We start from the raw sequence: 26586 nt of genomic DNA on the forward strand, positions 1-26586 counted from the left end.
AATGAGACAACTAAAAGTTGGGTTAATAGGATTTTCTGTTTGCGGACAGGTTTTCCATGGCCCTTTTATAAAAGGAAATTCAGATTTGCTGCTTTACAAAGTTACAGCACGCAAAGCTGAGCAGCAGGCTATACTCGCTGCTAAATATCCATCAGCTATTGCGGTGCAATCTGCTGATGATATTATGAATGACCCCGAAGTGGATATTGTAGCCATTGCGACATCCAATGATGTACATTACGCATTGACTAAGCAAGCGCTTGAAGCGGGTAAGCATGTGCTGGTAGAGAAACCGTTTACCAATACGGTGGAAGAGGCGGATGAGCTCATCGCTTTAGCTAAAGAAAAAGGGTTGCTATTGACGGTGCATCATAATGCACGTCTGCATAGTGATTTTAAGACCGTTAAGAAGCTTATTTCTGCTGGTCGTTTAGGTATGCTTGTCAACTATCAAGCGCGCTATGACCGCTTCCGCAACTTCTTGCGTGTAGGCGCTTGGCGCGAAGAAGATCTGCCGGGTTCTGGTATTCACTTCGATTTAGGGGCACATTTAATCGATCAATCGTTGCAGCTTTTTGGTGCTCCAGATGCCGTCTTTGCCGACCTGCGTAAGCAGCGTGAAGATGCTAAGACTATCGATGATTTCGAAATTATCTTGTACTACCCAGGTTTGAAAGTTTCCTTATTTGGGCAAATGTTGGCTAAAGAGCCAACACCTCGTTTTGCTCTATACGGCAGGAATGGTTCTTTCGTGAAGCAAGGCGTAGATCCGCAGGAGGAATTGTTGCGTGCTGGTGTATTTCCGCATGAGCATGCCAACTGGGGTGAGGAGGATGTTGCTATTCAAGGGCGATTGTCGCTTCTTGAGGATGGTACAGATGTGAAGGAGAACGTGGTGAGTGAGATTGGCTCGGGTGAAGACTTCTATAGAAATATGGTGGCAGCGATTCGTGGTGAAGCCGAGCTATTGGTGCAGCCAACAGAAGCACGTGATGTAATCCGTATTTTGGTAGCTGCCGAACAAGCAAATCGTGAACAACGTGTAGTTTCTCTAAAAGGAGAATTAATAGCCTATTAATGACATACGACGCAATTATTATCGGCGCAGGGGCCTGTGGGTTGATGTGTGCTGTACAAGCCGGATTGCTCGGTAAAAAGACATTATTGATTGAGCGCAACGATAAGCCAGGGGCTAAGATTCTTATCTCTGGTGGTGGCCGTTGCAATTATACCAATCTACATACCCGTACGGAGAATTTTGTATCGGAGAATCCTGACTTTCTAAATGGCGCCTTTGCGCAGTGGACAGTCGACGATACCGTAAATTTCTTCGCTAATTTCGGTGATATACATGGGGAAGAGAAAACGCTAGGGCAACTTTTTCCATCAACGAATAAAGCTAAAGATATTGTAGCCGTATTCACGAAGCTGTTGTATGAAACGCAACAGGATATTTGGTTGAATAGTTTGGTTACTGCTGTAGATAAAGAAGATAATGGCTATGTGTTGCGTGTAGAGCGCAATGGTAAGGTTCAAGAATTACGTACACCAAAATTGGTGTTAGCGAGTGGTGGACTGCCAGTTGCTAAACTCGGGGCTTCCGACTTTGCGCTACGTGTAGCGCGTAAGTTCGACTTAGACCTCGTAGCGACGGCCCCAGCCTTGGTGCCTTTAACCATTACAGGTAAAGATGCCGATTGGTACGCTTCCTTAGCAGGAAATAGTGTCTTTGCACGTGTGTCTACCGATGCTATTACTTTTGAGGAAAATATTCTATTTACCCATTGGGGGTTAAGCGGACCAGCGATACTACAGATCTCTTCTTATTGGCGAGCAGGCCAGCAGATAAGTATCGACTTGTTGCCGCAGCATCGCTTAGATGATCTTATCAAAGAGGAGAGAGCGGCAGGAGGTAAGCGTACTATTGGCCAGTTGCTGAGTCCATTTTTTACGAAGAAGATGGTCGAAGCTTTGGCGAAATTCTTGCCTATACAGCTAAAGGTAGCTTCTTTGAGTAAAGCCGATGCGAAGCTTATTAATGAAACTATACATCAATTTAAAGTGAAGCCTGCCGGCGATAAAGGCTATGATAAAGCCGAAGTTATGCGTGGTGGTGTTGCTACACACGAGCTCAATCCGCGAACGTTAGAGGCTAAGAAGGTGCCTGGCTTATATTTCGGGGGCGAAGCTGTCGATATTACAGGCTGGCTTGGCGGTTATAACTTTCAGTGGGCTTGGGCAGCAGGTTATCTTATTGCGCAAGATTTGTAAGCATTATGCTTTGTAGAACAATAAAAAAGCGTGCTGACTATAATTAGTCAGCACGCTTTTTTTGATTTTTTATTTTGGTTTTTTAGCCTCTGCTAACCTTCTCTTAGCTTCCGTTAGCTCCTGTTTTGCTTCAGCGACTTTTCTTCTTCTCTTCTCAATTTTTTCTGGTCGTTGTTGTTCGCGGATGGCTTTTTCAAGCTCCATTGTGCGCTCCTTAACTTTATACTCTTTGTCAAGGACCTTTTTCTCTAAATCAGCCGTATAATGGCCATTGTTGCCATTGCAATTACGTTTCGTATTGGCAATAGCTGTCTCTATTCGTTGAATTTGTCCTGTTCTACCGTATTTTTTCGCGTATTCCAGTTTTATGTTTAACTCACATAGTTTACGGTCACATCCCCTTAAGTCGCGACAGTTACTTTGTGCAAATGCGGCAGTCGTAAAAACAAATAGAGAGAATAATAGGGCTTTAATTTTTAAATTCATGGTATTTAATTTAAATATCTACAGTTCATGTGTCCAACTAAGGATAAATGAGCGTGTAAAAATGAAACATAGGTAATTGAGTTATTCAATACATAGCTACAAATGCATAAAGTATGCCAATACTATTTTTTATATCCTGTAGGGCTTTGTTCGTTGTTTTTGTTACTTGTTTTTATTGCTTTTCAATATTTTATTTTGTGTTTTTGGTGTTTTATGTTTAAATATTGTTGTTTATGTTTTTTATCTATGTGTCTTTTTGTGTTAATTGGTTTTATTATTTAAGTATGTGGTTTGTTTTTCTTTTGTTTCGGTCTGTTTTTGGTTTTTTGTGTGTTTAATTTGTTTATTTCTCTTATTTGTTTGGGTTTAATTTTGATTTTCGTGTTTTGTGAGTAGTGTTTTGTGATTTAAGTCACATTATTTTGTGACTAATTGCATAAAATGTTAATATCGATTTTGTGTTTGTAAGTGAGTGAGCTTTATTTCGTTAAAGGAGAGGAGTGTTGCTAGGTTATATATGTATTATCTACTAGGTAAAAATTACACAATCGATAGCTTCGTGTTTTTCAGTCGATTGAGACTCTATTTTTTAGCGTGTCATTGGTTTGCTGTTGTGCGCTATACTCTTTTATGCTATTTTAGGGGATATTATCCATATATAACCATATAATGAATAAGATTTTATTTTCTAGCCTACTCTTCGGCGTAAGCTTATTTCAAGTTGCTTTCGCTCAAAGTCCACAAGGGACGAATGCGGCGGTAAACGCCGACTTCGCTGTTTTTGCGGACCCTTTGGCCACCTCCTTAAAAAAGGATGTTAAACTGGTTACCCTTAATAAAATTAAAGATCCCCAGATTAAGGCTACAGCGATACAGCTTTTGAACAAGAAGTATACTACGACCTATCGTTTAGCAACCTATAAGCCTATCCTGTCCCCAAAAGTGTTAGGACAAAGTTTGGCAATTGGTGATGGCTATAGCAAGTACGAAAACGTAACCGGAATTTATTTACCTGTTGGCAAGCATATCGTACTGGTTGCCAATATTCCGGCAGAAACGACTGTAAATCTCTTGGTGCCGAACTTCGAACGTCGTGCACCCGAAGGGTTGGCCGAGCCGAGCAAAGATCCCAATGGATGGGGTTTGAAGAAGCAAACCTTTGCCCTTAAGAATGGCGTTAATGTGCTTGATGTGAAAGATTTCGGCGGATTGGCTTATGTAGATTATTTTGTCGACGAATTGAAGGGGCAAAGTCCTATAAAAGTACATTTTCTAGATGCTGCAGTAAACGGCTATTTTGATAACACAAAACATACGGATGCCGATTGGGATCGTTTACTAGAAAATAATGTGTACCCAGTTTTAGACGCTTTAGGAGAGCATATCCAAGTAGCTTATCCCAAAGAGGCCTTAAAAAAATATGCCGCAGGCAGAGGCAAAGAGCTTATCAATAATTACGATAGCCTGGTGTATAGACAACATCGGTTGATGGGCTTAATTAAATATAATAAAGAACCTAAAAACAGAATCTTGGCCCGCGTAAACTATAACTATTATATGTTTCGTGATGGCGATGGTGTAGCTTATATGGGCGTTAAGCCTGGCTATGCTATGAACCTAGTGGCCGACCCGGACCGTGTGATAAAAGGAGACCCGTGTTGGGGATTTTCGCATGAGATTGGTCATGTGCATCAGCTGCGTCCTAATTTCAATTGGAGAGGGCTAGGAGAGGTGAGCAATAACCTGTTTTCGCTGTATGTTACACGCTCATTTGGAAATAAATCACGTGTTTTAGAGCAGGATAATTACGGGAAGTCTCGTGCTGATATTATTGACAAAGGAATTTCCTACCTGCAAGACCCCGATGTATTCAACCGATTGATTCCATTCTGGCAGTTGCAACTTTATTTTGAGGGGGCAGGTAAAAATCCTGATTTCTATCCCGATTTGTTTGAAGAACTACGTATAGAAGCCACAACAAAACCGTTATATATCATCTACGAAGAGAATGGTAAGCGCTACAGAAAGCAGGAGCCTAATCCAGCAGTTTATCAGTTGGACTTTGTGAAGAAAGCTTGCGCTGTAAGCAAAACAGACTTAATCGATTTCTTCGATAAATATGGCTTTTTCTATGTAGGCGAATTTCAGGTGGATGATTACGGGAAAGCAACCTATAGCATGACGCAAGCCATGGTCGATGACTGTAAGCAAGCGATTAAGGCTATGCAGTTGGCCGCTCCAAAGGTCGATATTAGCCTGCTTAAAGATTAGGCTTTCCAAACAAAAAGGACCGATTGATTCAAAATCGTCAAATATTAATGCAAAAACGTCATAATTTAAACAACTATGGCGTTTTTGTTTTCAAATGATTATCTTTAGGCGAATTTTAAAAACGGCCCTTTACAGGCTTCAGTTTTTACCTATAACATATAGAAATTTAAAAATCCTTCAATACAGAATTATGTCATCTAAAATCATTTACACAAAAACAGATGAAGCGCCATTATTAGCGACTTATTCGTTTTTACCTATTGTACAAGCATTCGCAAAGACTGCTGCTATCGAAGTTGAATTAAGAGATATTTCTTTGGCTGGACGTATTTTAGCCAATTTAAACACATATTTGTCGGCTGAACAAAAAACAAGCGATGCTTTAGCAGAGTTAGGTCAGTTGGCGACAACACCTGATGCAAACATCATCAAATTACCAAATATTTCTGCTTCTATCCCACAGCTTAAAGCAGTGATCGTAGAATTACAAAAAGCAGGATACGCTATTCCTAATTATCCAGATGCTCCAGTTACTCCTGAAGAGGAAGCTATCAAAGCAAGTTACGCTAAAGTATTAGGGTCTGCTGTAAACCCAGTGTTGCGTGAAGGTAACTCTGATCGTCGTGCTCCTAAAGCAGTGAAAAACTACGCTAAAGCGAATCCACACAGCATGGGCGCTTGGTCTACAACGAGCAAAACTAAAGTTGCTTCTATGCAAGAAGGTGACTTCTATGCAACAGAAAAATCGGTAACAGTAGCTAACGATGCTCAGTTTAAAATTGAGTTTGTAGCAGCAGACGGTGCCGTTAAAGAATTAAAAGGTTTAGGAAGCTTAAAAGCAGGTGAAGTTATTGATTCTTCTGTTTTAAGTATCACTAAATTGAAAACTTTCGTAGCTGAGGCTATCGCTGAAGCTAAAGCGAGCGGTGTGCTTTTATCTGCTCACTTGAAAGCAACAATGATGAAAGTATCTGATCCTATTATTTTCGGTGCTATCGTTGAGGTTTACTTCAAAGATGTATTCGCTAAATATGGCGAGTTGTTCGCTTCTTTAGGCATCAACAAAAATAATGGTTTAGGTGAAGTTTACGCTAAAATTGCAGGTACACCACAAGAAGCTGAAGTAAAAGCAGCTATCGAGGCGGCTATCGCTGCTGGTCCTGACTTAGCTATGGTAAACTCTGATAAAGGTATCACCAACCTACATGTTCCTTCAGACGTTATCGTTGATGCTTCAATGCCAGCAATGATCCGTACTTCAGGACAGATGTGGAACAAAGAAGGTAAGCCACAAGATACATTAGCAATTATCCCTGACCGTAGTTATGCTGGTGTGTACACCGCTGTTATTGACGACTGTCGCACGCATGGTGCTTACGACCCTACAACAATGGGTTCTGTACCTAACGTAGGTTTGATGGCACAAAAAGCGGAAGAGTATGGTTCGCATGACAAAACTTTCCAAGCTGCTGCTGCGGGTACTATCCGTGTTGTAGATGCGGAAGGAAATGTATTCATGGAGCAGCCGGTACAAGAGGGAGATATCTTCCGTATGTGTCAAACGAAAGATGCGCCAATCCAAGACTGGGTTAAATTAGCTGTAAACCGTGCTCGTTTATCAAATACTCCTGCCGTATTCTGGTTAGACGAAAACCGTGCACACGATCGTGAGATCATCAAAAAAGTAAATGCATACCTTCCAAACTACGATACTACAGGTTTAGATATCCGTATTTTAGCACCTATTGAGGCTACTAAATTCTCGGTAGAGCGTATCCGTAAAGGTGAAGATACCATCTCTGTAACAGGTAACGTATTGCGTGACTATTTAACCGATTTATTCCCAATTTTAGAATTAGGTACTTCGGCAAAAATGTTATCTATCGTACCATTAATGAACGGTGGTGGTTTGTTCGAAACAGGAGCTGGTGGTTCTGCACCTAAGCACGTAGAGCAATTCTTAGAAGAAGGCTACTTACGTTGGGATTCTTTAGGTGAGTTCTTAGCACTTCAAGCTTCTTTAGAGCATTTAGCACAAACACAAAACAACACGAAAGCACAAGTATTAGCTGACGCTTTAGATGAGGCTAACGCTTTATTCTTAGCGAATGATAAATCACCTGCACGTAAAGTAGGTCAGTTGGATAACCGTGGTTCGCACTTCTACTTGACGTTATACTGGGCACAAGAGTTGGCGAAACAAACGAAAGATGCTGAATTAGCAGCGCGCTTCCAGCCTTTGGCAGAAGCATTAGCAAGCAATGAGGCTTTAATCAACGAAGAATTAATTGCTGCACAAGGTAAAGCACAAAACATCGGTGGTTACTACTTCCCGAATGATGCTTTAGCAGAAAAAGCAATGCGTCCATCTGCAACATGGAATAACGCGATTGCTGCTTTATAAGGTGTTTTAACCTAATGACGGAAAACTCCTGCATAATTTATGCGGGAGTTTTTTGTTTAGCATCTTTTTTATAGTATCTTGAGGCATAAACCGCTACGGATGAAAAAGCGCAACCTTATCTATTTGTTGGCATTATGCTGCCTTCCTTTAAAAACTATTTACGCACAAATACCTACAGACAAGTTGCTCGCAGGCTTGCAGGCCATTGCCGATGAATATAAAGCCGTAGGTGTAGCTGTGGTCGTTGTGAAAGACAATAAACCTGTGTATAGCCAAGCGATAGGCTATAAAAATGTCGATACGAAAGAAGCGCTAAGTACGCAGGACCTTTTCCGTATTGCGTCAATCTCCAAATCTTTTTCGGCGACAGCCGTCATGCAATTGGTGGAGCAGGGGAGGCTGAACTTGAACGATGATGTGAGTAACCTAATCGGCTTTCAGGTGCGTAATCCTAAATTCCCAACTACCCCCATAACCCTTCGTATGTTGCTTTCCCATACGTCGAGTATCAACGATAGCAATGGTTATTTTGATTTCGATGTTATCAATCCAGCAACCAACGCCGAATGGGCTAAGTCATACAATGCGATACAGCCTGGTGAAGGCTATATGTATTGCAATTTGAATTTTAATATGATAGGCGCTATTCTAGAGCGTGTCTCCGGCATGCGCTTCGATACTTATATCAAGAAGATGGTGCTAAATCCGCTGGGTTTGCAAGCAGGCTATTGTGTTGATTCGCTTGATAGCAAGCGCTTTGCAACCCTGTATGAATATGAAAGCGGACTTTTTAAGGCGCAGCCTGCGGCCTATACCCCACGTAGGGAAGATATAGAGAAGTATATATTAGGTCGGTCGACCCCTATCTTTTCGCCTACCGGCGGATTAAAAATATCGGCTGAAGATTTAGCATCCTACATGCGTATGCATATGAATTATGGCAGCGCAGAAGGGAAGCAGCTAATAAGCACGGCATCGGCCCAGCTAATGCAGCAACCGCTTACAACTGAAGAGGGCTATGGATTAGCCTTGACCGTCACGGACAAGATGGTTCCGGGAGTTTCGCTAGTTGGACATACAGGCTCTGCTTATGGCTTGTATAGCACTATGTTTTTTAATCCAACAGAAAAATATGGCTTTGTGGTTGTTACAAATGGATGTGTCGCCAGCTATGAAAATGGCTTTGTAAGGCTATCTGCTAAAATTGTTAACTATTTGTATACGAATTTTATTGAATAAGTACGAGGGATTGTGTAACTTTTACCTGAAAGAAACAAAAGGAGGATGTATGCGATTACTTTGTTTTTGTGCGGTATTAACCCAAATTATACTTTTTTCTACTGTAGAAGCACAAACACTTAAATTAGCCGAAATAAGGAAAGATTTTAAAATAGGCCATAAAAACGAAGGCCTATGCAAAGAGCATTTAGCAGCCCTAGAGAAATACGCCAATACACCCGTTGAACGCGGGTATGAAGCAGCATATCATATGTTTATGGCAAGCCATAGTGGAAATCCATTTAAGAAAATGAGCTATTTCAAAAATGGAAAGAAGATGCTTGAAAAGGAAATTTCCAGCAATCCCAATAATGTGGAGCTCCGCTACATTCGTCTATGTATCCAGTATTATATACCTTCCTACCTAGGTTATAAGGATGATATTGAGGATGATAAACGTTTTATTCGAGATAACCTATACAAGCTTGATGATAAAGCCACTAAAACGTTGTTGTACACCTACTTAAAAGGAGCTGATATGTATAGCAACGATGAGCTCACTTTATTAGCAAGATAGTTACCTTCCGTTCTCCCGTTTTACTGTCCTTTCTTGTATATTAGCACTTTGCTAAAACCTTTTATTCATATACAATGAAGAAATACTTCTATCTATTTCTGTTTTGTGTTCTGTTTCAAACAACACAGGCACAAAGTTTCAAGATAACCTACGCACGTAGCTACAATGATCAGGTAGACCCAAAACAAGACTACCTATTGGTGTTTACTAATAAAGATCAAACCGTGATTACCAGCGACCGTATCACCCAATCGACCGCGAAATATCCCTACGAAAACTATTATGTAGACCGTAAAGCAGCTACCTACTACAAAAATGCACATATCTCGGCGAGCTATGACTTCGCAACTACTGACGATAAGGCGCTAACGAAAGATAAGTTGACACTGACCGATGAGACTAAAGTTATTTTGGGTCATCTATGTAAGAAAGCAACGACCTCCATCAATTCCAATAGCATTGATATTTGGTATACGGATGCCTTGGCTGTGCAAGGAGCTCCTACCGAGACAGGACAGTTTTTAGGATTGGTGCTCGAGTATGTGCGTAATGGCAATACGAAGATTACAGCAACGAAGATTGAAAAGTTGAAAAACATACCAGCAAACGTTGCTTTGCCTGCTTTCACGCAGCAGGTAGATGGTTTAACCTACCAAGATTTACTATGGAAAAGCCGCTTCGTGCATATTCCTGTTTTTAAGAATGAGCAGATTAATTTTATAGATAACCCTAAGCAGGATAGTGTATTGCGTTTCGCCAATGGAACGGTAATCTTGAAGAAAGTTAAAGTTCCTGCAGTAAACGCCAATAGCCAAGCCTTTGTGGAGCTGGTAGAGCAGTCCAACGGGGATGCTTACGACCGCACAGGATCTGTCTTTTTAATTGCAGAAGACCAAGCACAGTCTTTCTTTGACGGTATGAAAAATGGAATGCAGACCCTGCCTTTGTATAGTAATGGCAATGGGAAAACATATCCAGGTATGGTGCGCACCAATGGCTTCTCACCGATCTATGAGTTAATGCGTTTCTTTACACCTTTTGGCGTGCAGCACTTCAACAACCGCTTAACTTTAAAAGGAAAAACATGGCAAGATTCATCTATCTATAGACAAGATATATCCGAGTTCTTACCACAGATGGCAGGCCGTGAAGTATATATTGGTACCTACATCGGTAACTACGATAAAGGAGGACATAAAGTGAGCCTAGAGCTTACCATCCACCAAGGACGCTCCCAAATGGGATTCAATAAGGTGCTTTCTATTTTCAATACTACCAACGTGATGGAAATGGGTGGACAAGATTACCCGACTTTCTTCAGTGAAGAGAAAGGTTTGGAAGTTGAGTTTGAGTTGCCTGAAGATGCTAAAAATGTACACCTGCGTTACATCACCACGGGCCACGGTGGCTGGGGTAATGGTGATGAGTTTGTGCCTAAGGAAAATCAAATTTTGATTGACGGACAGGTAGCTTTTAAATTTACACCTTGGCGCACCGACTGCGGTTCTTACCGTTTGTACAACCCTGTATCGGGAAATTTTGGAAATGGGCTTTCCTCATCAGATTTGAGCCGCTCAAACTGGTGTCCAGGTACGGTGACCAACCCGAACTATATCCCGTTGGGTGATTTGAAGGCTGGTAAACATAAGATACAAGTTAAAATCCCACAAGGAGCACCAGAAGGCACGAGTTTCAGCTTCTGGAATGTGTCTGGCGCTTTGCTATATAATTAAACGATGCTTTTCGCCTGCGGCGGATACAGAAAAAGCCTGCTAAACTAATGTTTCGCAGGCTTTTTTATGTGGTTGTACAGCTTAAAATAAGGTTGCAGGACCTTTGTTCGGGATGGTCAATTGTGTGCCAAGGGACTTGTTAAGGGCCTCAATAAAATGAGCAGCTAGCAGTGGCGATTCTACTTCTAGATTTTGGTGAATAAAGAAATACACATGGCGTAGGCCTGCGGCTTTCCATTCTTTAATCACGTCTACCCAAGCTAACAATCGATCGTAGTCTGATGGATGGTTGGCACCGACATAGCGTACAAAAGCGGTGTCGTTGGTGAGGCGCATGTGTAGCATATCGCGGCGACCAGCCGTGTCTACAATAACGTTGGCCAGCTGTGTCTCTTCGAGTAATGCATACAGCTTCGCTTGAACGGCAGGGTCGTTAAACCACTCGCCATTGCGCACCTCCACAGCCAGTGGGTATCCTTTTGGCACCTGACGTAAGAAATCTGCCAAGCGGTCAAAATCTTTAGGCTTATAGTTGTCGTGCAGCTGTAAGAAAGCCATGCCTAATTTTTCTTCGAAGTGTACCGTTGCATCGATAAATTCTGTTAGCTTATCTTTAGAATTTAGCAATCGGCTATAGTGGCTTATCGATTGTGGTATTTTCGGGAAGAACTTAAAATCAGCAGGTGTTTTGTCGCGCCAGGTGGCTACCTGATCCTTGGATGGCGAATTATAAAATGTAGCATTCAGTTCAATGGAGTTAAACTGCTGCGAATAATAAGCTAGTTCATCTTTCGTGCCACGTGGGTAAAATCCTTTAAGGTCTGTTTTGTTCCATTTTGCACAGCCGACATAGATGTCCATTGCTTCGGCAGGTTTGCCACCAAGAAGCTTGAGCGTTGCAGGGTCTGTAGGAGGTAGGGTGAAATCAATAGCCTCCGGATTGCTTACTTGTCCAAATTTCATTTTAGTCTTTTCCTAAAAATTTACGGTCTTCAGCAGATAGCTGATCTTCAGGTTCAAATTCATCATCTTCATCGGGCTCCCCTTGGATGCTTACGCTATATTCCTTGGGATGGCGATTTTTACGACGAAAGACAATACCGCCCGTAACCATACCTAGCAGGAAGAACGTGCCGATTATAAACAGTTTAGAGGTGCGTATTTCACCGAAAAGCCAGAAAACTGCTTCTTCTTTATTGTTAAAAAGGATAAGTATCAGCAAAGCGAAGACAATGCTGAGTATAATTGTTTTTGGTTTCATAGCCTAATTCTTACTGCAAAATAAAGAAAAGACTGACGTAAAACAAATATTCAGGAGGGAGGAAGATAAATGGAAGCGTGCTCCGCAGTATTTTGCAGGGCACGCTTTCCTAGAAATTATTTTTGTTTTACAAGTTCTACGTTTACCACGATGCTTACTTCAGCAGCTACTGCAGCTACACCTGTAGGCAATTTATCGTTGTATTTAATGCCGTAGTCTAAACGGTTGATTTTTGTTGATGCAGTGAAACCTGCGCGCGTCATTCCCCAAGGATCCGTGATGATACCATTATTTTGTACCACCTCAAACACTACCTTTTTCGTTACGTCACGGATAGTTAAATCACCAGTCAAGGTGTAAACGCCTTTTTTAACGCTTTTCAATACGCCATTTTTCAAAGTCATCGATGGGTATTTCTCTGCATTGAAGAAGTCATCACTCTTTAAGTGTGCATCACGCGCATCCACACGGGTGTCGATACTGTTCACGTCGATACTGAAGTTTACAACAGCACCATTGAAGTTGTCGGCCGTTTTGCTATCTACAGCTCCTTCTAATTTTTTGAATTGTCCGTCAACAACGGAAATGCCTAAGTGGTTAACGCCGAAACGCGCATTGGTGTGTGCTGGATCTACCGACCATTTTACTTGGGCAACAGCTACGTTAAGCAATATCGCTACAGCAGCTACTAATTTTAATACATTTTTCATATCTATCTTATTGTTTATTTATTTGCTGCGACAAAGCTCTTCATTTGAGAAATGAAAGGCATTGATGTATGATAAGAAATGAAAAAAATGTCAATTTGTTTTAGCGGTCACCATTTAAGGCTTTATTTCGGTATTGGATAGGTGTCAGCTTTGTTACCTGTTTAAAGGTCTTGTGGAAGCTCACGAAGTTTTGAAAGCCACAGTCGAAGCAGATCTCTTTAATGGCCATTCTGTTATCGCTTAGTAATTTACAGGCGTGACTAATACGGAGCTCATTGGTGAATTGTACTAATGTTTTACCTGTTTTTTGTTTAAAATAACGGCAGAAAGAGTTCTCCGTTAACCCAGCCAAGTGAGCGACGGTTTGCAACTGTATTTTATCGCGGTAGCCTAAACGGATATGCTGCAACACCTTATTCATACGCTCGTAGTCTACATCCTGCTGTAAATTATTGTACTGTGCACTAACCAAAAGCTGTGCATCTTCCTGCTGCGCCATATAGTCCAAGCTCCCGAGTAGGCTTAGTAGCTGCTGGAATGGGGGCTGCTGGATGATTTCCGCAAAGAAGGCTGTTATATAGGTATGTGAAGAATCAAGGTATAGCACGCGCTTCGCCCGCGCATAACAGGTAAGGAGCGTTTTGGCTTCTTTTAGCTGTAGAAAATCCTTACCCATAAAATCGGGCATAAAGTGAATCACACGAATGTCGACTTCCGTTTCGCTTTTGCCAAAGATATGGTCATCATCAAAAAGCCAGTAGTGTGGTACCTCAGACCCTATGAACATGCTGTCGCCATCTTTGAATTTAAAGATACAGTCGCCGACAAAAAAGGTACCTCGCCCTTTTGTAATTTGGATAAATTCAAATTCAGGGTGGTAGTGCCATACGTTATGATTTTGTGGAGCTAGATCATGTCGTACCAAGATTGCCTGTTGGCTATTCGCAAGATGATGTAGGCGTTGAATCTGCATAGTTATAACGTATATATTCGTTTGAATTTGTTAAATTAATGTTATTATGGTAAAATAGCTAATGTTTTCGGTAAAATAATGTATCTCTCGATAGGGCTTGATACTTATTTTTACAAAACCAACATAAACCCTATATGATTAAGAAAGAGCAGTTAGCCATTATTCTTGTTATATCCCTATTTTTTTTCTGGGGATTGATCCATAATCTAGATCCTATTCTGATTAAACACCTCCGGAGTGCCTTTAGCTTAACCCATTTTCAAGCCTCCTTAGTAGATTCGGCTGTTTTTGCAGCATATTTTCTATTGGCAATACCCGCAGGGATGATTATGAAGAAGTATGGCTATACTAAAGGAATCATTATAGGCTTGTTGCTTTTTGCTACGGGTTGTTTTCTTTTTATTCCGGCGGCAAATACCATGAGCTATACCTTTTTCTTGGGTGCTTTGTTTGTACTGAGTTGTGGCTTAACCATTTTGGAGACGGCTGCGAATCCGTATATCACCGTTATTGGCGATCCTGCAAAGGCTACTCAGCGTTTGAACTTTGCGCAGTCTTTCAATGGCTTAGCGGCTTTTATAGCGCCTATTGCTGGCGGTTATCTCATACTGGCGGAAGAGCCAAAAGGGGCAGACGAGTTAGCTGCTCTTTCGGAGGAGGCACGTGCAGCCTATATACAAGCGGAGACAGCCTTGGTGAAAGGCCCTTACTTGATGTTAGGTCTTATTATCCTCTTTGTGGCTATTCTATTTGCTTTTAGCAAATTGCCGGAGGTGAAAGAAAAAGAAGGAGCCAAAGAAGTCGGTTTCTGGGGAGCTTTAAAACATAAGAATGTGAGCTGGGCTATCGTCGCACAGTTTTTCTATGTGGGAGCACAGGTTTATGTTTTTAGCTTTTTGTTGGTCTTTGCTGCTGACGCGTTGAATATGCAAGGGCAAGAGGCCAAATACTATGCTGGTGCTGCCGGATTAGCATTTATGTTAGGTCGTTTTATAGGATCTTTCTTTATGCAGTATATAGCGCCGTATAAGCTTTTAATGATTTATGCGACATTAGCGGCAGCCTTAACGGTATTTGTTATCTACGGTACGGGCATGGCTACACTTTATGCATTAGTGGCTATTACGTTCCTAATGTCTATTATGTTTCCGACCATATTCGCCATTGGACTAACTGGACTAGGACCAGCCACAAAGTCGGCCTCTAGTCTTATTATAATGTCTATCGTTGGAGGAGCCTTGCTACCTATGGTCGCTAGCAAGATTACCGATTACACCGGTAATATCCACTTGTCTTATTTTGTGCCGCTGGCATCCTTTATAATCGTGTTGTTGTTTGCCTTTAGCAATCGTAAAGTAAAGGCTTTGCCAGCAGATGATGACCGTGTTAATTAACAGATAGAATGAAAAGATTTGTATTAGGCTTAGACTTAGTAAATGATGCAACGCTTATCGCGGAGTATGAGGCCTACCATCAGGCGGTATGGCCCGAGATTGTAGCTTCCATAAAAGAGTCAGGAATAGAGACGATGGAGATTTATCGTTTTGAAAATAGGCTTTTTATGATCATGGAAGTACAGGATGACTTTAGTTTTCAGGACAAAGCACAGCGCGATGCGAATAATGAGGTTGTGCAGCGTTGGGAAGCCCTGATGTGGAAATATCAACAGGCTATTCCGGGCGCTAAGGAAGGAGAAAAATGGGTGTTAATGGATAGAATATTTGCTTTATAATAGATGGAAAAAGAGATGTTGCCTTACCTTCAAATTCATCCGAAGGATAATGTATTGGTTGCTTTGCGCAACCTGCCCCAAGGATTGCAACTGCGGTTTGAAGGACATGAGATTACCCTTTTAGAAGCGGTAGAGGCGAAGCATAAGTTTACAATTGGCCCTTTAGCTAAAGATGCAGAGGTGCTAATGTATGGCGTATTGGTGGGCAAGATGAATGAAGATGTGCCCGCAGGTACACGCCTCTCTGTTCATAATTTGCGCCATGCGGCGGATGATTTTAAATTGGGTACACGAAAAATAGACTGGCAGAAGCCCGATGTTTCTCTTTATGAGCGCCGTAAATTTATGGGGTTTGAACGGAGCAATGGAAGCGTCGGGACCGCCAATCACTGGTTAGTGATTCCTTTAGTATTTTGTGAGAACAGGAATGTGCTCACCTTGAAGAAAGCCTTGGAGGAGAAGTTAGGTTATCAGCTTCCTTCTAAAGACTATTCCTTGGAAGTGGATACACTCATAGAGCGTTATAAGAATGGAGCATCTATAGATGAGCTTTTTGGTATAGACCTATCTGCTAGTAAAGCGGCCAAAGAGAAGGAGCGTTTGTTTCCAAATGTTGATGGTATTAAATTTTTAAACCATGATATGGGTTGTGGTGGCACACGCATGGATTCCGACGCTTTATGCGGGCTTCTTGCGGGCTATATCATGCACCCTAATGTGGCAGGAGCAACGGTTTTAAGCTTAGGTTGTCAACATGCACAGGCCTCCATCTTAAAGGAACAAATCCTAAAGCGTGATCCTAATTTTGATAAGCCTCTATATGTTTTTGAGCAACAGCTTGAAGGTACAGAGCAAGAGCTTATGGAGAAGGCTATAAAAGCTACTTTCGCGGGTTTAACGCTAGCGAATCAACATACGCGTCAGCCGGCAGGCTTAGATAAGCTTTGTGTAGGACTGGAATGTGGCGGTTCGGATGGCTTTTCAGGTATTTCGGCAAACCCAGCTTTGGGCTACCTGTCAGATATGCTAGTGACGTTGGGAGCTTCTGTTATTTTAGCGGAATTTCCGGAACTCTGTGGGGTTGAGCAAGAGCTGAGCGACCGTTGTGTTGATGAAGAAACAGCAACACGATTTATTGAACTGATGCGCACCTATAATGCGAAAGCTGAAGCTGATGGCTCTGGTTTTTATATGAATCCTTCACCGGGAAATATTCGTGATGGCTTGATTACCGATGCTATAAAATCGGCAGGAGCAGCAAAAAAGGGAGGTACATCACCTGTTACGGCAGTTGTAGACTATCCCGAATTGGCCAACAAGCCAGGATTAAACCTGCTTTGCACGCCTGGTAATGATGTAGAGAGCACGACGGCTGAAGTGGGAGCAGGTGCTAATGTTGTGCTGTTTACGACTGGGTTAGGAACGCCTACGGGTAATCCAATTGCGCCTGTCGTTAAGCTGGCTACCAATACGGCCGTGTTTGAGAAGATGCCCGATATTTTGGATATTAATTTCGGAACAATCATCGATGGTAAGGAGACGATAGAAGAAGCCGCGCACCGTATATTGGAATATCTTATCACGGTAGCTAGTGGCGAACTGATACCAAAGGCTGTGCAACTGGGGCAGGACGATTTTATCCCTTGGCGAAGAGGAGTGTCATTATAAATTTAAAATTAACCGTAAAAAATAATGTTAAAATTAGCAAATAAGGTAGCTGTGATAACCGGTGCTGGCAGCGGTATCGGGAGGGCTATAGCACAGCTCTTTGGTAAAGAGGGTGCATTTGTACATATAGTAGACCTCAATAAGGACGATGCGCAAAAGGTGGCCGATGAGCTTATAGCCGCAGGAGGAAAGGCCCAGGCACATGGCTGTAATGTTGTTGAGCAACATGAACTGCTTGCCATCGCCGCAGAAATAGGTGATGTCGATATTTTGGTGAATAATGCCGGTGTGGCTCATGTCGGAAATTTGGAAAACTGCACAGAGGCGGATTTTGAGCGTGTATTTCAGGTAAATGTTAAAGGAGCGTATAACGCGCTGTATGCTTTTATACCGGGCATGAAAGCGCGCCAGCAAGGTGCTATTCTAAATATGGCTTCTATAGCCGCTTTGGTAGGTATTACCGATCGCTTTGCCTACTCCATGAGTAAAGGAGCTATCTATGCGATGAACCTATCGGTAGCGCGCGATTATATGGCCTACAATATCCGATCGAACTCCATATCGCCGGCCCGTGTGCATACTCCGTTTGTGGATGGCTTTATATCGAAAAACTATCCCGGTCAGGAGGAGGAGATGTTTGCCAAGCTTTCGGCCTCACAGCCTATTGGCCGTATGGCGCAGCCCGAGGAAATTGCGAAGCTTGCTTTATTCTTATGCTCGGATGATGCTCAGTTTATTACGGGAAATGATTATCCAATAGATGGTGGATTTATTAAATTGAATAATTAAATTTGGGAAGCGTAGGATACCCTACGCGATAAACCTAACAATATAGTATAGATACGATGAAATTAATACGTTTTGGCGAATTCGGAAAAGAAAAGAGCGGTGTACAGATTGATGGTGTAAACTATGATGTGTCATCCCTTGGATTAAATTATGACGAGCAGTTTTTTGAAAATGATGGATTACGTAAGTTGCAAGAGTTTTTGGCTAAAAATGCAGGACAGCTTCCTGTTGTGCCTACAGAAACACGCTTAGGAGCTCCTTTTGTGCGACCTTCTAAGATTGTATGTATCGGCTTAAATTATAAAGATCATGCCGAAGAAACAGGGTCTAAGATTCCTGCGGAGCCTATTATTTTCATGAAATCAACTACCGCTTTGGTGGGGCCTCACGATACGATTGTTATACCTAAAAACTCGCAAAAGACAGATTGGGAAGTTGAGTTTTGTATTGTTATCGGCAAGAAGGCTTCCTACGTGGAGGAAAGCGATGCTTTAGACTACGTAGCTGGTTATGTATTGCACAACGATGTGTCTGAGCGTGAGTTTCAAATAGAAAGAGGTGGCACTTGGGATAAAGGTAAAGGATGCGATACGTTTGCGCCAATGGGCCCATTTATGGCTACAGCAGACGAAATTCCAGATATTAACAATGTACGCCTTTGGTTGAAAGTAAACGGAAAGACCTACCAAGATGGAAATACTAAAAACTTAATTTTCTCGGTACCTTTTATTGTTTCGTATGTATCACAGTTTATGACCTTACTTCCTGGGGATGTTATTTCTACAGGAACACCGGCAGGTGTAGGTCTAGGATTTAATCCGCCAATTTACTTGAAAGCAGGTGATGTTGTCGAGTTGGGTGCCGACTATTTAGGAGAGGCACGTCAAGAGGTGGTAGCGTACAGTAAAGCGTAGTCCCTATGCGTATCGATGCTCATCAACATTATTGGCTTTATAATGCCCAGCGCGATACCTGGATTACGGAAGATATGGAAATTATCCGTCGGAACTTTTTACCGACGGATATTTCTACAACACTGAAGGAAAAAGGAATCGATGGTGTAGTGGCCGTACAGGCCGATCAGTCGGCCGCAGAAACACAGTTTCTATTGGATCTTTCAACGATGTATGCGTTGATAAAAGGTATTGTCGGCTGGGTAGACTTGCAAGCTTCCGATATTGAGACTCAGCTGCAGGCTTACAAAGCCTATCCAAGGCTTAAAGGCTTTCGGCATATTGTAGAAGGAGAGGAAGATCCTGATTTCTTGATGCGTCCCGACTTTTTGAAAGGGATAAGCGCCTTAACGAAGCATGGCTATACCTACGATTTATTGATTCATCCGCGACATTATGCCAGTACGCTAGCCTGCGTAGCGGCAAATCCCGAGCAACGCTTTATGCTTGACCATATGGCGAAGCCTGCTATTAAAGAGGGCAAATGGAAGGAATGGGCCGATTTTATCGAGGAGCTCGCCGAGTTTCCAAATGTATTCTGCAAAGTATCGGGCTTAGCTACGGAAGCGGATTGGAAAGGCTGGAAGTCTACAGATTTTACCCCTTATGTAGCTCATGCTATTCAATGTTTTGGTAAAGGACGTATCCTTTTTGGTTCCGATTGGCCAGTATGCATATTAGCGGCTAGCTATGAAGAAAGCCTAAGCCTTGTGCAAGCGCAGTTAGCCGACTTTAGCGCCAATGAGCTTGCCGCTTTTTGGGGAGGTAATGCAACCCGTTTTTACAATTTATAAGCTATTAAGATGAATTTACAGCTTGAAAATAAGGTGTTTGTCGTAACAGGCGCAGCAAAAGGTATTGGCCGTGCTATCGTGTTGGCTCTAGCCAAGGAAGGTGCTATTCCGGTGATTGTAGGACGTAATGCGGCCGACAATGCGCTCGTTGTTGCAGAGGTGGAAGCCTTGGGCGCACAGGCAGCTGCAGTGATGGCCGAGTTGAGCCGCCCCGAAGATTGTGCACAGGCTGTAGCCTATACCTTGGCTACCTTTGGACGTATCGATGGCTTAATTAATAATGCTGGTCATAATGACGGTGTAGGACTAGCTTCGGGTAGCTATGATGCCTTTGTGGCGTCCTTACATAAAAATTTGATTCATTACTACCTGATGGCGCACCATGCTTTGGATGCTTTGAAAGCAACAAAAGGGACCATCTTGAATATAAGCTCCAAGACGGCAGAGACCGGACAAGGGAACACTTCGGCCTATGCAGCATCCAACGGAGGACGCAACGCCTTGACACGTGAATGGGCAGTAGAGCTCTTACCTTTTGGAATTCGTGTCAATGCGATTGTCGTAGCCGAATGTGCGACTCCGCAGTATGATAGCTGGATTCAGACTTTGGACGATCCTGAAGCGACATTAAAAGAAATTACAGCACGTATTCCTTTAGAAAATAGAATGACTACAGCCGAGGAGATTGCCGATACGGCTGTTTTTCTACTTTCCGGCAAGTCTAGCCATACCACAGGACAACTTATTCATGTTGACGGGGGTTATGTTCATTTAGATCGTTCTTTGATTAAAACGAATTAATAGTAGTTTTGTATCCATATAAAAAAAGATAATGGATAAAAAGGTTTCTATTAATGGGAGTTCGTATACCTTGCGAATCGGCTATCAAGCGGATCTTGCAGGACGGAAGGAACTCAATCGCATGTCAAATCAGTTTTGGGGATTTGATTTTGAAAATTTCTACCAATCAGGCTATTGGGATGATAGCTGTGTGCTATACTCGCTATTTGATGAGGGGCGCATGCTCGCGCATACGACCTTGAGTAAGATTGATGCAACTGTGGAAGGTGAGGTTTTACACTTAGGACAGATTGGTACTGTGATGACGGATGAAGAACATCAAAAGAAAGGGTTATCCCGTTTCTTGATGGAATATATTCAAAAAGATCAGAAAGATAAGCTCGATGGCTTTTTCCTATTCGCCAATGATTCTGTTTTAGACTTCTATCCGAAATTTGGATTTGTGGCTATTGATGAGCACCAAGCTTTTTGTCCTGTTTCCCCACAGGATAAACGTCCTTCTACGATGAAGATGAATCTTGACGATCGAGAGCAATGTATGCTCTTTGAGAGCTATGTACTGGGCGCTAGGCCTACTTCTTCCTTGTACATGCACAATTATGCTTTGACTTTCTTTTACTGCTTTGCATACCCGGATTTTGGTTTTAAGGACGCTGTCTATTACCTGCCTGAGCTCAGCAGTATCGCTGTTGCCCAAATTGAGGGGGATACGTTAACTATTTTCGAGGTTTTTGAAATGGAGCCTACGCCTATGGAAGCTATTATTCAAGCATTATGGCAGGAAGGCGTAACGAAAGTGGTATTTGGTTTTTCACCTGAAGGTATTGCTGTCGATAAAGAATTGTACAAAGAGGAGGATATCACGTTGTTTGTGTCGCAAAATATTCGCGACGCCATTGATGGAAAAGGCCTTATGGTGCCGCTCTTGTCGCATACTTAGGTCAGAATATGGCACAAGCCTAGCTGCTGTTTGATGATTATATCAGCGCTGGGCTTGTGGTTTTCGAGATATTGCCTTACATTTATAAAAAAACGAAGGATAATAGATTGAAATTTAACGAATTTGGTTTTATTCCAACACTGGAAGAAGGCCTTGAGAGCATGGGTTTTGCAGATGCAACCCCAATCCAAGAACAGACGATCCCTGTAACTTTAAGCAAAAAGGACTTAATAGCCTGTGCGCAAACAGGTACAGGTAAAACAGCATCCTATCTACTTCCCATTCTAAATATGATTGGGGAAAATCCGAAAGAAGCGATTAATGCGTTGATTTTAGCACCTACACGTGAATTAGCCTTGCAGATTGATCAGCAGATTATGGGCTTTGGTTATTTTACGGGAGCTACTTCCATTGCGGTATATGGTGGAGGTGACGGCATGGGCTATGAGCAGCAAAAGCGCTCCCTAAAAGAGGGCGTAAATATTGTGGTGGCTACACCCGGGCGATTGATTGCCCACATGGCTAGCGGTAAGGTTGATTACAGTAAGCTCCAGTATTTGGTGCTTGATGAGGCCGATCGTATGTTGGATATGGGATTTCTTGATGATATTATGCGTATCATTAGCGCCCTGCCTAAAAATAAACAAACGTTACTTTTCTCGGCAACTATGCCTCCGAAAATTCGTACCCTAGCGAAGCAGATTCTTACAGACCCTACAGAGGTTAATATCGCCATATCGAAGCCTTCTGCAGGTATTGATCAACAAGCATATTTGGTATACGACGAGCAAAAGATAGCCTTGATAAAAGCATTACTTACTAATGCTGACTATTCGAGTATCATCATCTTTGCTTCGAAGAAAGATATTGTTAAGCGTTTGGCAATCGAACTGAATAGACAAAAGGTGGGAGCCGAGGCTTTCCACTCTGATTTAGATCAGTCTCAGCGTGAAGAAATCATCCATAGGTTCAAAGCAAAGCGTTTACGTGTACTTATCGGTACGGATGTTATTTCTCGTGGTATTGATATCGAAGGTATCAGTTTGGTAGTTAACTATGATGTACCGCCAGATCCAGAAGATTATGTGCACCGTATCGGCCGTACAGCTCGCGCTGCGACAACGGGAACAGCTATTACTTTTATCAATGATAAGGATCAAAATCGTTTCGCTCGTATTGAAGAGTTAATTGAAGCAGAAGTGGCTAAGAAGCCTTTACCTGAGGGTTTTGCCGAAGGACCGACCTACACACCGAAACAAAGGAAAAGCGGACCCCCAAGAAATAATAATAAAGGAAAACGTAAGTTTTATCCGAAGCGTAAAGCAGGATAACGATACTTAAAATACGATAATACATAAGATAAGGCTACCCAATAGGGTGGCCTTTCTTTTTGTTGGTCGAAAATTACTCAATCGGTTGCATGCGTTTAATGTTTGTGTAGCTTGCCTAATTTGTTTATGCTTGTATTACAGTGTTGTAAGCTGTTGGTTATAAACCTTTATTTCTCACGTTTTCCTTAAAGGAGTTCGGCGGAAATTACCTAAATCTAAATCAAATGATACCACATATTTCTAAACAATCAATCGTGTTGGCATTTCTCTTGTGCTGTTCTTCATTTGCGCTTGTCGCACAACATAAAGCCTTTGTTGCGGAGCAGTTTGTGGAGCTGCCTGATCCGACAAAAGATACCTTGGCCGACTGGTCGGCGGTGGCTGCAGGATTGCATAGCACGTTCGCATCTATTGATGTACGCTATGCTAAGTCTCTCGTTCCACAAGTGGCTCCAGTCAATCGGCAGCTTCTACGGGGATGGAAAGGAGAGGTCGTTGCCGCTCAAGTGCTGTTGTGGACAAGCGCTGCGGTAGAAGATGTAAATGTCGAAATTTTCGACTTTAAAGCGGTCGATGGGACACGCTTAGCGCGAAGCATTGCTTCAGCACGTTTTGTGCGTTATGTGATGACCGATGAGTTTTCTGGTGGCTGCGGTGCTCGTAAGCCGGAAGATTATGCTGCTTCGCTATCTCCCGATATGTTGGATAACCTACATACTTTTACTATAGAAGGGAAAACGGTGCGACCTGTATGGGTACGGGTGGATATCCCACGGGATGCTAAAGCAGGAAAGTATACGGCGTTGGTGCGTGTGAAAAGCAAAGGACAAGCAACACAAGATTTGAAATTGGATCTTGAGGTTATTGATCGAGTATTGCCCGAGGCTAAAGATTGGACTTTCCATCTTGATCAGTGGCAGCATCCTTCAGCAGTGGCACGGGCGCAAGGTATTCCGCTATGGTCAGATGCCCATTTTGCGGCAATGAAGCCTTTAATGCAGCGGTTGGCAGCAGCTGGTCAGAAGGTGATTACCACGACATTGAACAAAGATCCATGGCATGTGCAGACCTATGATCCTTATGCCGATATGATTCGCTGGACAAAGGGAGCTGATGGACGTTGGGCTTACGATTATACCATTTTTGACCGTTGGGTACAGTTTATGCTGGATTTGGGTGTTACCAAGATGATTAATTGCTATTCGATTATTCCTTGGAATAATGAGATTCATTACCATGACGCCGCTTCCAGTGAATTGGTTGATGTAGTAGCAAAGCCTGGTACAGCAGTTTTCCAAGAGCTATGGTCTCCCTTTTTGCAGGATTTTGTCCGCCATCTGCGTAGTAAGGGTTGGCTAGACAAAACAAATATTGCTATTGATGAACGCTCTCGGGAGGAGATGGATGCCGCTTTGGAACTGCTGACAACAGTAGCCCCTGAATTGGGGATTTCTTATGCTGATAACCAAAAGACGTATCAGCGCTATCCAAATAGTAGAGACATCAGCATTGGTGCATCACATCCTTTTTCTGCCGAGGATCTTATCGATCGACGTGCACGAGGATTGACAACGACTTTCTATGTATGTTGTAGTGATGCTTTTCCCAATCAATTTACCTTTTCTGACCCTGCGGAATCTGCTTATCTAGGTTGGTATGCTGAAGCTGCTGGATTTGATGGCCTACTACGTTGGGCCTACAATTCATGGGTAGAGAACCCGTTGCTGGATTCTCGCTTTCGCACTTGGCCTGCCGGCGATACTTATATCGTTTATCCCTATAACCGTAGTTCTATTCGTTATGAACGACTATTGGAAGGTATTCAGGATTATGAGAAGTTACAGCTGGTGAAGAAGTGGTTGCTAGAAAGTAAGGATACGAAAAGCTTAGCACGGTTAACAGACGCTATTGGCAAGCTTAATAGCGTTCAGCGTACGGCAACATGGAATGCCGATTTGAATCAGGCGAAAGCATTGCTTAATGAACTTTCTGTCACACAAGGGCAGAGAAATAAATAGCATGCAAAGGCGTTATATGTATAAAGGCTACCTCGAGAGGTAGCCTTTATTATTGCTGATACGGTTTAGGTTATTATCCTTTACGTAAATATTTAGTTAAGATAACGATGGTTTGTCCATCTACTTTTCCTTCTATTTGTTCGACATTGTCATGCACTAAATGGATGTTCTTCACAACAGTTCCTAATTTCGCAGATATAGAAGAACCTTTTACATCTAGTGTTTTGATAAGAACTACGGTATCACCTTCCAAAAGGCGAGTACCATTGCTATCTTGGTGGAATTCAACTGTTCCTTCCGACTCGTGGTCGCCAGTTTTTTTAGCCCATTCTAAATCCTCATCACTTAAGTAAAGGATATCTAAGTTGTCCGCAGCCCAAGCTTCGTTTCTCAAACGGCTTAACATACGCCATGCAACAACCTGAACTGCTGGGGTAGTCGACCACATCGTGTCCGACAATACCTTCCAGTGGTTGGCATCAAGTTGTTCTCTTTTTTCCACTTGATCCAAGCAGGTCTGACATAAAATAATGGCTAAATCGGCTGTCGCCTGATCTGCTGGCGGAACCGCATATACCGATAAGCTACCGGCTCCAGTACACAACTCACACACTTGGTTGCTTCTTTCTAATAATTGAGATTCTAAAGACATGTTATTCAATGTAAAGCTCTAAGATACGAAAAATTAACGAGGAAGGCGATTTTAGCGCTTTGTGTTGATTATTCCGATAAATATTGTAATATTGAGAAAAAAAAGCATATGAAATGGCAAGGAGCACGCAGAGGCGGTAATATCGAAGATAGACGCGGCATGAGTGGTGGTCAAAAGCTAACCCTCGGCGGTATCGGTGGCATAGTGGTGCTGCTAATTAGTTTTTTACTAGGCGGTGATCCTGCGCAGCTTCTGCAGCAGGTACAAGAGTCTGGCATTGGTACTCCCACCAATGAGCAAGGAACGTATGCGTCTAGCCCTGAAGAGGATAAGCTAGTGGATTATGCCGATGTGGTAATTAAGAGTACGGAAGAGGTGTGGACGGCAATTTTTAAGGATAATGGAAAGAAATATCCTATTCCAGCACTTGTGCTTTACAATGGAGCTACAGAAACGGCAGGCTGCGGTGTTGGGAAATCTCAGTTCGGACCTTTCTATTGCCCTGGTGATCAAAAGATATACCTCGATTTAAGCTTCAATAAAGAATTGCAGGAACGCTATGGTGCTAAGGGAGAGTTTGCCTTGGCCTATGTGATTGCGCATGAGGTAGGCCACCATATTCAAAATCTTTTGGGGGTACTTAGCGAAACGAATGCTTTACGCGCTAAGATGAGTGAGAAGCAGTACAATAAAATATCGGTGATGACCGAATTGCAGGCTGATTTCTATGCTGGTGTTTGGGCACATCATCTTAAAAAATATAGTGATATCGAGTTAACCTATGACGATATCGTCGATGGTATGCGGGCTGCCGCAGCTGTAGGTGATGACCACTTGCAGGAGCAAGCTTACGGTAAGACGAATCCGGAGTCATTTACGCATGGCACATCACAACAAAGGATGTACTGGTTTAAGAAAGGCTACGACACAGGAAACTTACAAGCAGGCAACACGTTTGACGATCCAAGTTTGAAATAAGTTAATCGCTTTTTTCACCTGTTTTA

At 42.5% G+C, this 26586-nt stretch carries 24 protein-coding genes; 18 read left to right on the top strand and 6 right to left on the bottom strand.

Annotation, left to right across the window (positions count from 1 at the left end; genetic code table 11):
- Position 1 precedes the first annotated feature (1 nt).
- Together WH223_RS15825 and WH223_RS15830 are read left to right on the top strand one after the other, a co-directional pair.
- On the top strand, positions 2–1078 hold the full coding sequence (locus WH223_RS15825; RefSeq protein ID WP_340048734.1) for a Gfo/Idh/MocA family oxidoreductase: 1077 nt from the start codon (positions 2–4) through the stop codon (positions 1076–1078).
- Positions 1078–2271 (top strand): NAD(P)/FAD-dependent oxidoreductase, encoded by a 1194-nt coding sequence (locus tag WH223_RS15830; RefSeq protein WP_340048735.1) that lies wholly within the window; start codon positions 1078–1080, stop codon positions 2269–2271. Before WH223_RS15825 ends, WH223_RS15830 begins: the two co-directional genes overlap by 1 nt.
- Before the next feature lie 69 nt (positions 2272–2340).
- Here WH223_RS15830 and WH223_RS15835 read toward each other — a convergent pair whose 3' ends face one another.
- Complete coding sequence (locus tag WH223_RS15835; protein WP_340048736.1) at positions 2341–2757, bottom strand: DUF1090 domain-containing protein; 417 nt, start codon at positions 2755–2757, stop codon at positions 2341–2343.
- 669 nt (positions 2758–3426) lie between these two features.
- Between WH223_RS15835 and WH223_RS15840 the strand changes: the two genes are divergently transcribed.
- The 5 genes from WH223_RS15840 (at position 3427) to WH223_RS15860 (ending at position 10960) form a co-directional block, all read left to right on the top strand.
- Positions 3427–5028, top strand: a complete 1602-nt coding sequence (locus WH223_RS15840; RefSeq protein WP_340048737.1) for a M60 family metallopeptidase — start codon at positions 3427–3429, stop codon at positions 5026–5028.
- A gap of 190 nt (positions 5029–5218) precedes the next feature.
- Positions 5219–7432 (top strand): NADP-dependent isocitrate dehydrogenase, encoded by a 2214-nt coding sequence (locus WH223_RS15845; RefSeq protein ID WP_340048738.1) that lies wholly within the window; start codon positions 5219–5221, stop codon positions 7430–7432.
- A gap of 99 nt (positions 7433–7531) precedes the next feature.
- Positions 7532–8671 (top strand): serine hydrolase domain-containing protein, encoded by a 1140-nt coding sequence (locus tag WH223_RS15850; protein WP_340048739.1) that lies wholly within the window; start codon positions 7532–7534, stop codon positions 8669–8671.
- Between the two features lie 49 nt (positions 8672–8720).
- The gene (locus WH223_RS15855) at positions 8721–9227 is read left to right on the top strand and encodes a hypothetical protein (RefSeq protein ID WP_340048740.1); all 507 of its coding nucleotides are present in this window, start codon (positions 8721–8723) and stop codon (positions 9225–9227) included.
- A gap of 74 nt (positions 9228–9301) precedes the next feature.
- Positions 9302–10960, top strand: coding sequence for a PNGase F N-terminal domain-containing protein (locus tag WH223_RS15860; RefSeq protein WP_340048741.1), 1659 nt, complete (start codon positions 9302–9304; stop codon positions 10958–10960).
- Positions 10961–11041: 81 nt separating this feature from the next.
- Here the strand turns inward: WH223_RS15860 and WH223_RS15865 are convergent, their stop codons facing one another.
- From WH223_RS15865 to WH223_RS15880, 4 genes are all read right to left on the bottom strand, one after another.
- Positions 11042–11923 carry a DUF72 domain-containing protein gene (locus WH223_RS15865; protein WP_340048742.1) on the bottom strand — a complete coding sequence of 294 codons (882 nt, stop codon included), beginning with the start codon at positions 11921–11923 and terminating at the stop codon, positions 11042–11044.
- 1 nt (position 11924) lies between these two features.
- Positions 11925–12221, bottom strand: a complete 297-nt coding sequence (locus WH223_RS15870; RefSeq protein ID WP_340048743.1) for a hypothetical protein — start codon at positions 12219–12221, stop codon at positions 11925–11927.
- Positions 12222–12337: 116 nt separating this feature from the next.
- On the bottom strand, positions 12338–12931 hold the full coding sequence (locus tag WH223_RS15875) for a YceI family protein (protein ID WP_340048744.1): 594 nt from the start codon (positions 12929–12931) through the stop codon (positions 12338–12340).
- A gap of 100 nt (positions 12932–13031) precedes the next feature.
- A complete protein-coding gene (locus WH223_RS15880; protein ID WP_340048745.1) occupies positions 13032–13904 on the bottom strand; it encodes an AraC family transcriptional regulator in 873 nt (290 codons plus the stop codon).
- A 134-nt stretch (positions 13905–14038) separates the two neighbouring features.
- Here WH223_RS15880 and fucP point away from each other — a divergent pair, with 134 nt between their 5' ends.
- The 10 genes from fucP (at position 14039) to WH223_RS15930 (ending at position 24930) form a co-directional block, all read left to right on the top strand.
- Positions 14039–15298, top strand: coding sequence for an L-fucose:H+ symporter permease (gene fucP, locus WH223_RS15885; RefSeq protein ID WP_340048746.1), 1260 nt, complete (start codon positions 14039–14041; stop codon positions 15296–15298).
- Positions 15299–15306: 8 nt separating this feature from the next.
- Positions 15307–15636, top strand: coding sequence for an L-rhamnose mutarotase (locus WH223_RS15890; RefSeq protein ID WP_340048748.1), 330 nt, complete (start codon positions 15307–15309; stop codon positions 15634–15636).
- 3 nt (positions 15637–15639) lie between these two features.
- Entirely contained in the window at positions 15640–17304 is a 1665-nt protein-coding gene (locus tag WH223_RS15895; protein ID WP_340048749.1) for a UxaA family hydrolase, read from the top strand.
- A 24-nt stretch (positions 17305–17328) separates the two neighbouring features.
- Complete coding sequence (locus WH223_RS15900; protein ID WP_340048750.1) at positions 17329–18093, top strand: SDR family NAD(P)-dependent oxidoreductase; 765 nt, start codon at positions 17329–17331, stop codon at positions 18091–18093.
- Between the two features lie 56 nt (positions 18094–18149).
- Positions 18150–19007: a fumarylacetoacetate hydrolase family protein gene (locus tag WH223_RS15905; RefSeq protein WP_340048751.1), complete on the top strand. Its 858-nt coding sequence runs from the start codon at positions 18150–18152 to the stop codon at positions 19005–19007.
- Positions 19008–19012: 5 nt separating this feature from the next.
- A complete protein-coding gene (locus WH223_RS15910; RefSeq protein WP_340048752.1) occupies positions 19013–19840 on the top strand; it encodes an amidohydrolase family protein in 828 nt (275 codons plus the stop codon).
- Between the two features lie 9 nt (positions 19841–19849).
- Positions 19850–20641, top strand: a complete 792-nt coding sequence (locus tag WH223_RS15915; RefSeq protein ID WP_340048753.1) for an SDR family oxidoreductase — start codon at positions 19850–19852, stop codon at positions 20639–20641.
- A 31-nt stretch (positions 20642–20672) separates the two neighbouring features.
- Positions 20673–21581, top strand: a complete 909-nt coding sequence (locus WH223_RS15920) for a GNAT family N-acetyltransferase (protein ID WP_340048754.1) — start codon at positions 20673–20675, stop codon at positions 21579–21581.
- A gap of 107 nt (positions 21582–21688) precedes the next feature.
- Complete coding sequence (locus WH223_RS15925; protein WP_340048755.1) at positions 21689–22912, top strand: DEAD/DEAH box helicase; 1224 nt, start codon at positions 21689–21691, stop codon at positions 22910–22912.
- A 224-nt stretch (positions 22913–23136) separates the two neighbouring features.
- A complete protein-coding gene (locus tag WH223_RS15930; protein ID WP_340048756.1) occupies positions 23137–24930 on the top strand; it encodes a DUF4091 domain-containing protein in 1794 nt (597 codons plus the stop codon).
- A gap of 73 nt (positions 24931–25003) precedes the next feature.
- Here the strand turns inward: WH223_RS15930 and WH223_RS15935 are convergent, their stop codons facing one another.
- Positions 25004–25582 (bottom strand): PhnA domain-containing protein, encoded by a 579-nt coding sequence (locus WH223_RS15935; protein WP_340048757.1) that lies wholly within the window; start codon positions 25580–25582, stop codon positions 25004–25006.
- Between the two features lie 108 nt (positions 25583–25690).
- On the opposite strand from WH223_RS15935, the gene ypfJ reads away from it, so the two are divergent.
- Positions 25691–26560: a KPN_02809 family neutral zinc metallopeptidase gene (gene ypfJ, locus WH223_RS15940; protein ID WP_340048758.1), complete on the top strand. Its 870-nt coding sequence runs from the start codon at positions 25691–25693 to the stop codon at positions 26558–26560.
- Positions 26561–26586: the final 26 nt, after the last annotated feature.

The sequence above is a fragment of the Sphingobacterium sp. MYb382 genome, assembly GCF_037572665.1.
Taxonomy (GTDB): Bacteria; Bacteroidota; Bacteroidia; order Sphingobacteriales; family Sphingobacteriaceae; genus Sphingobacterium.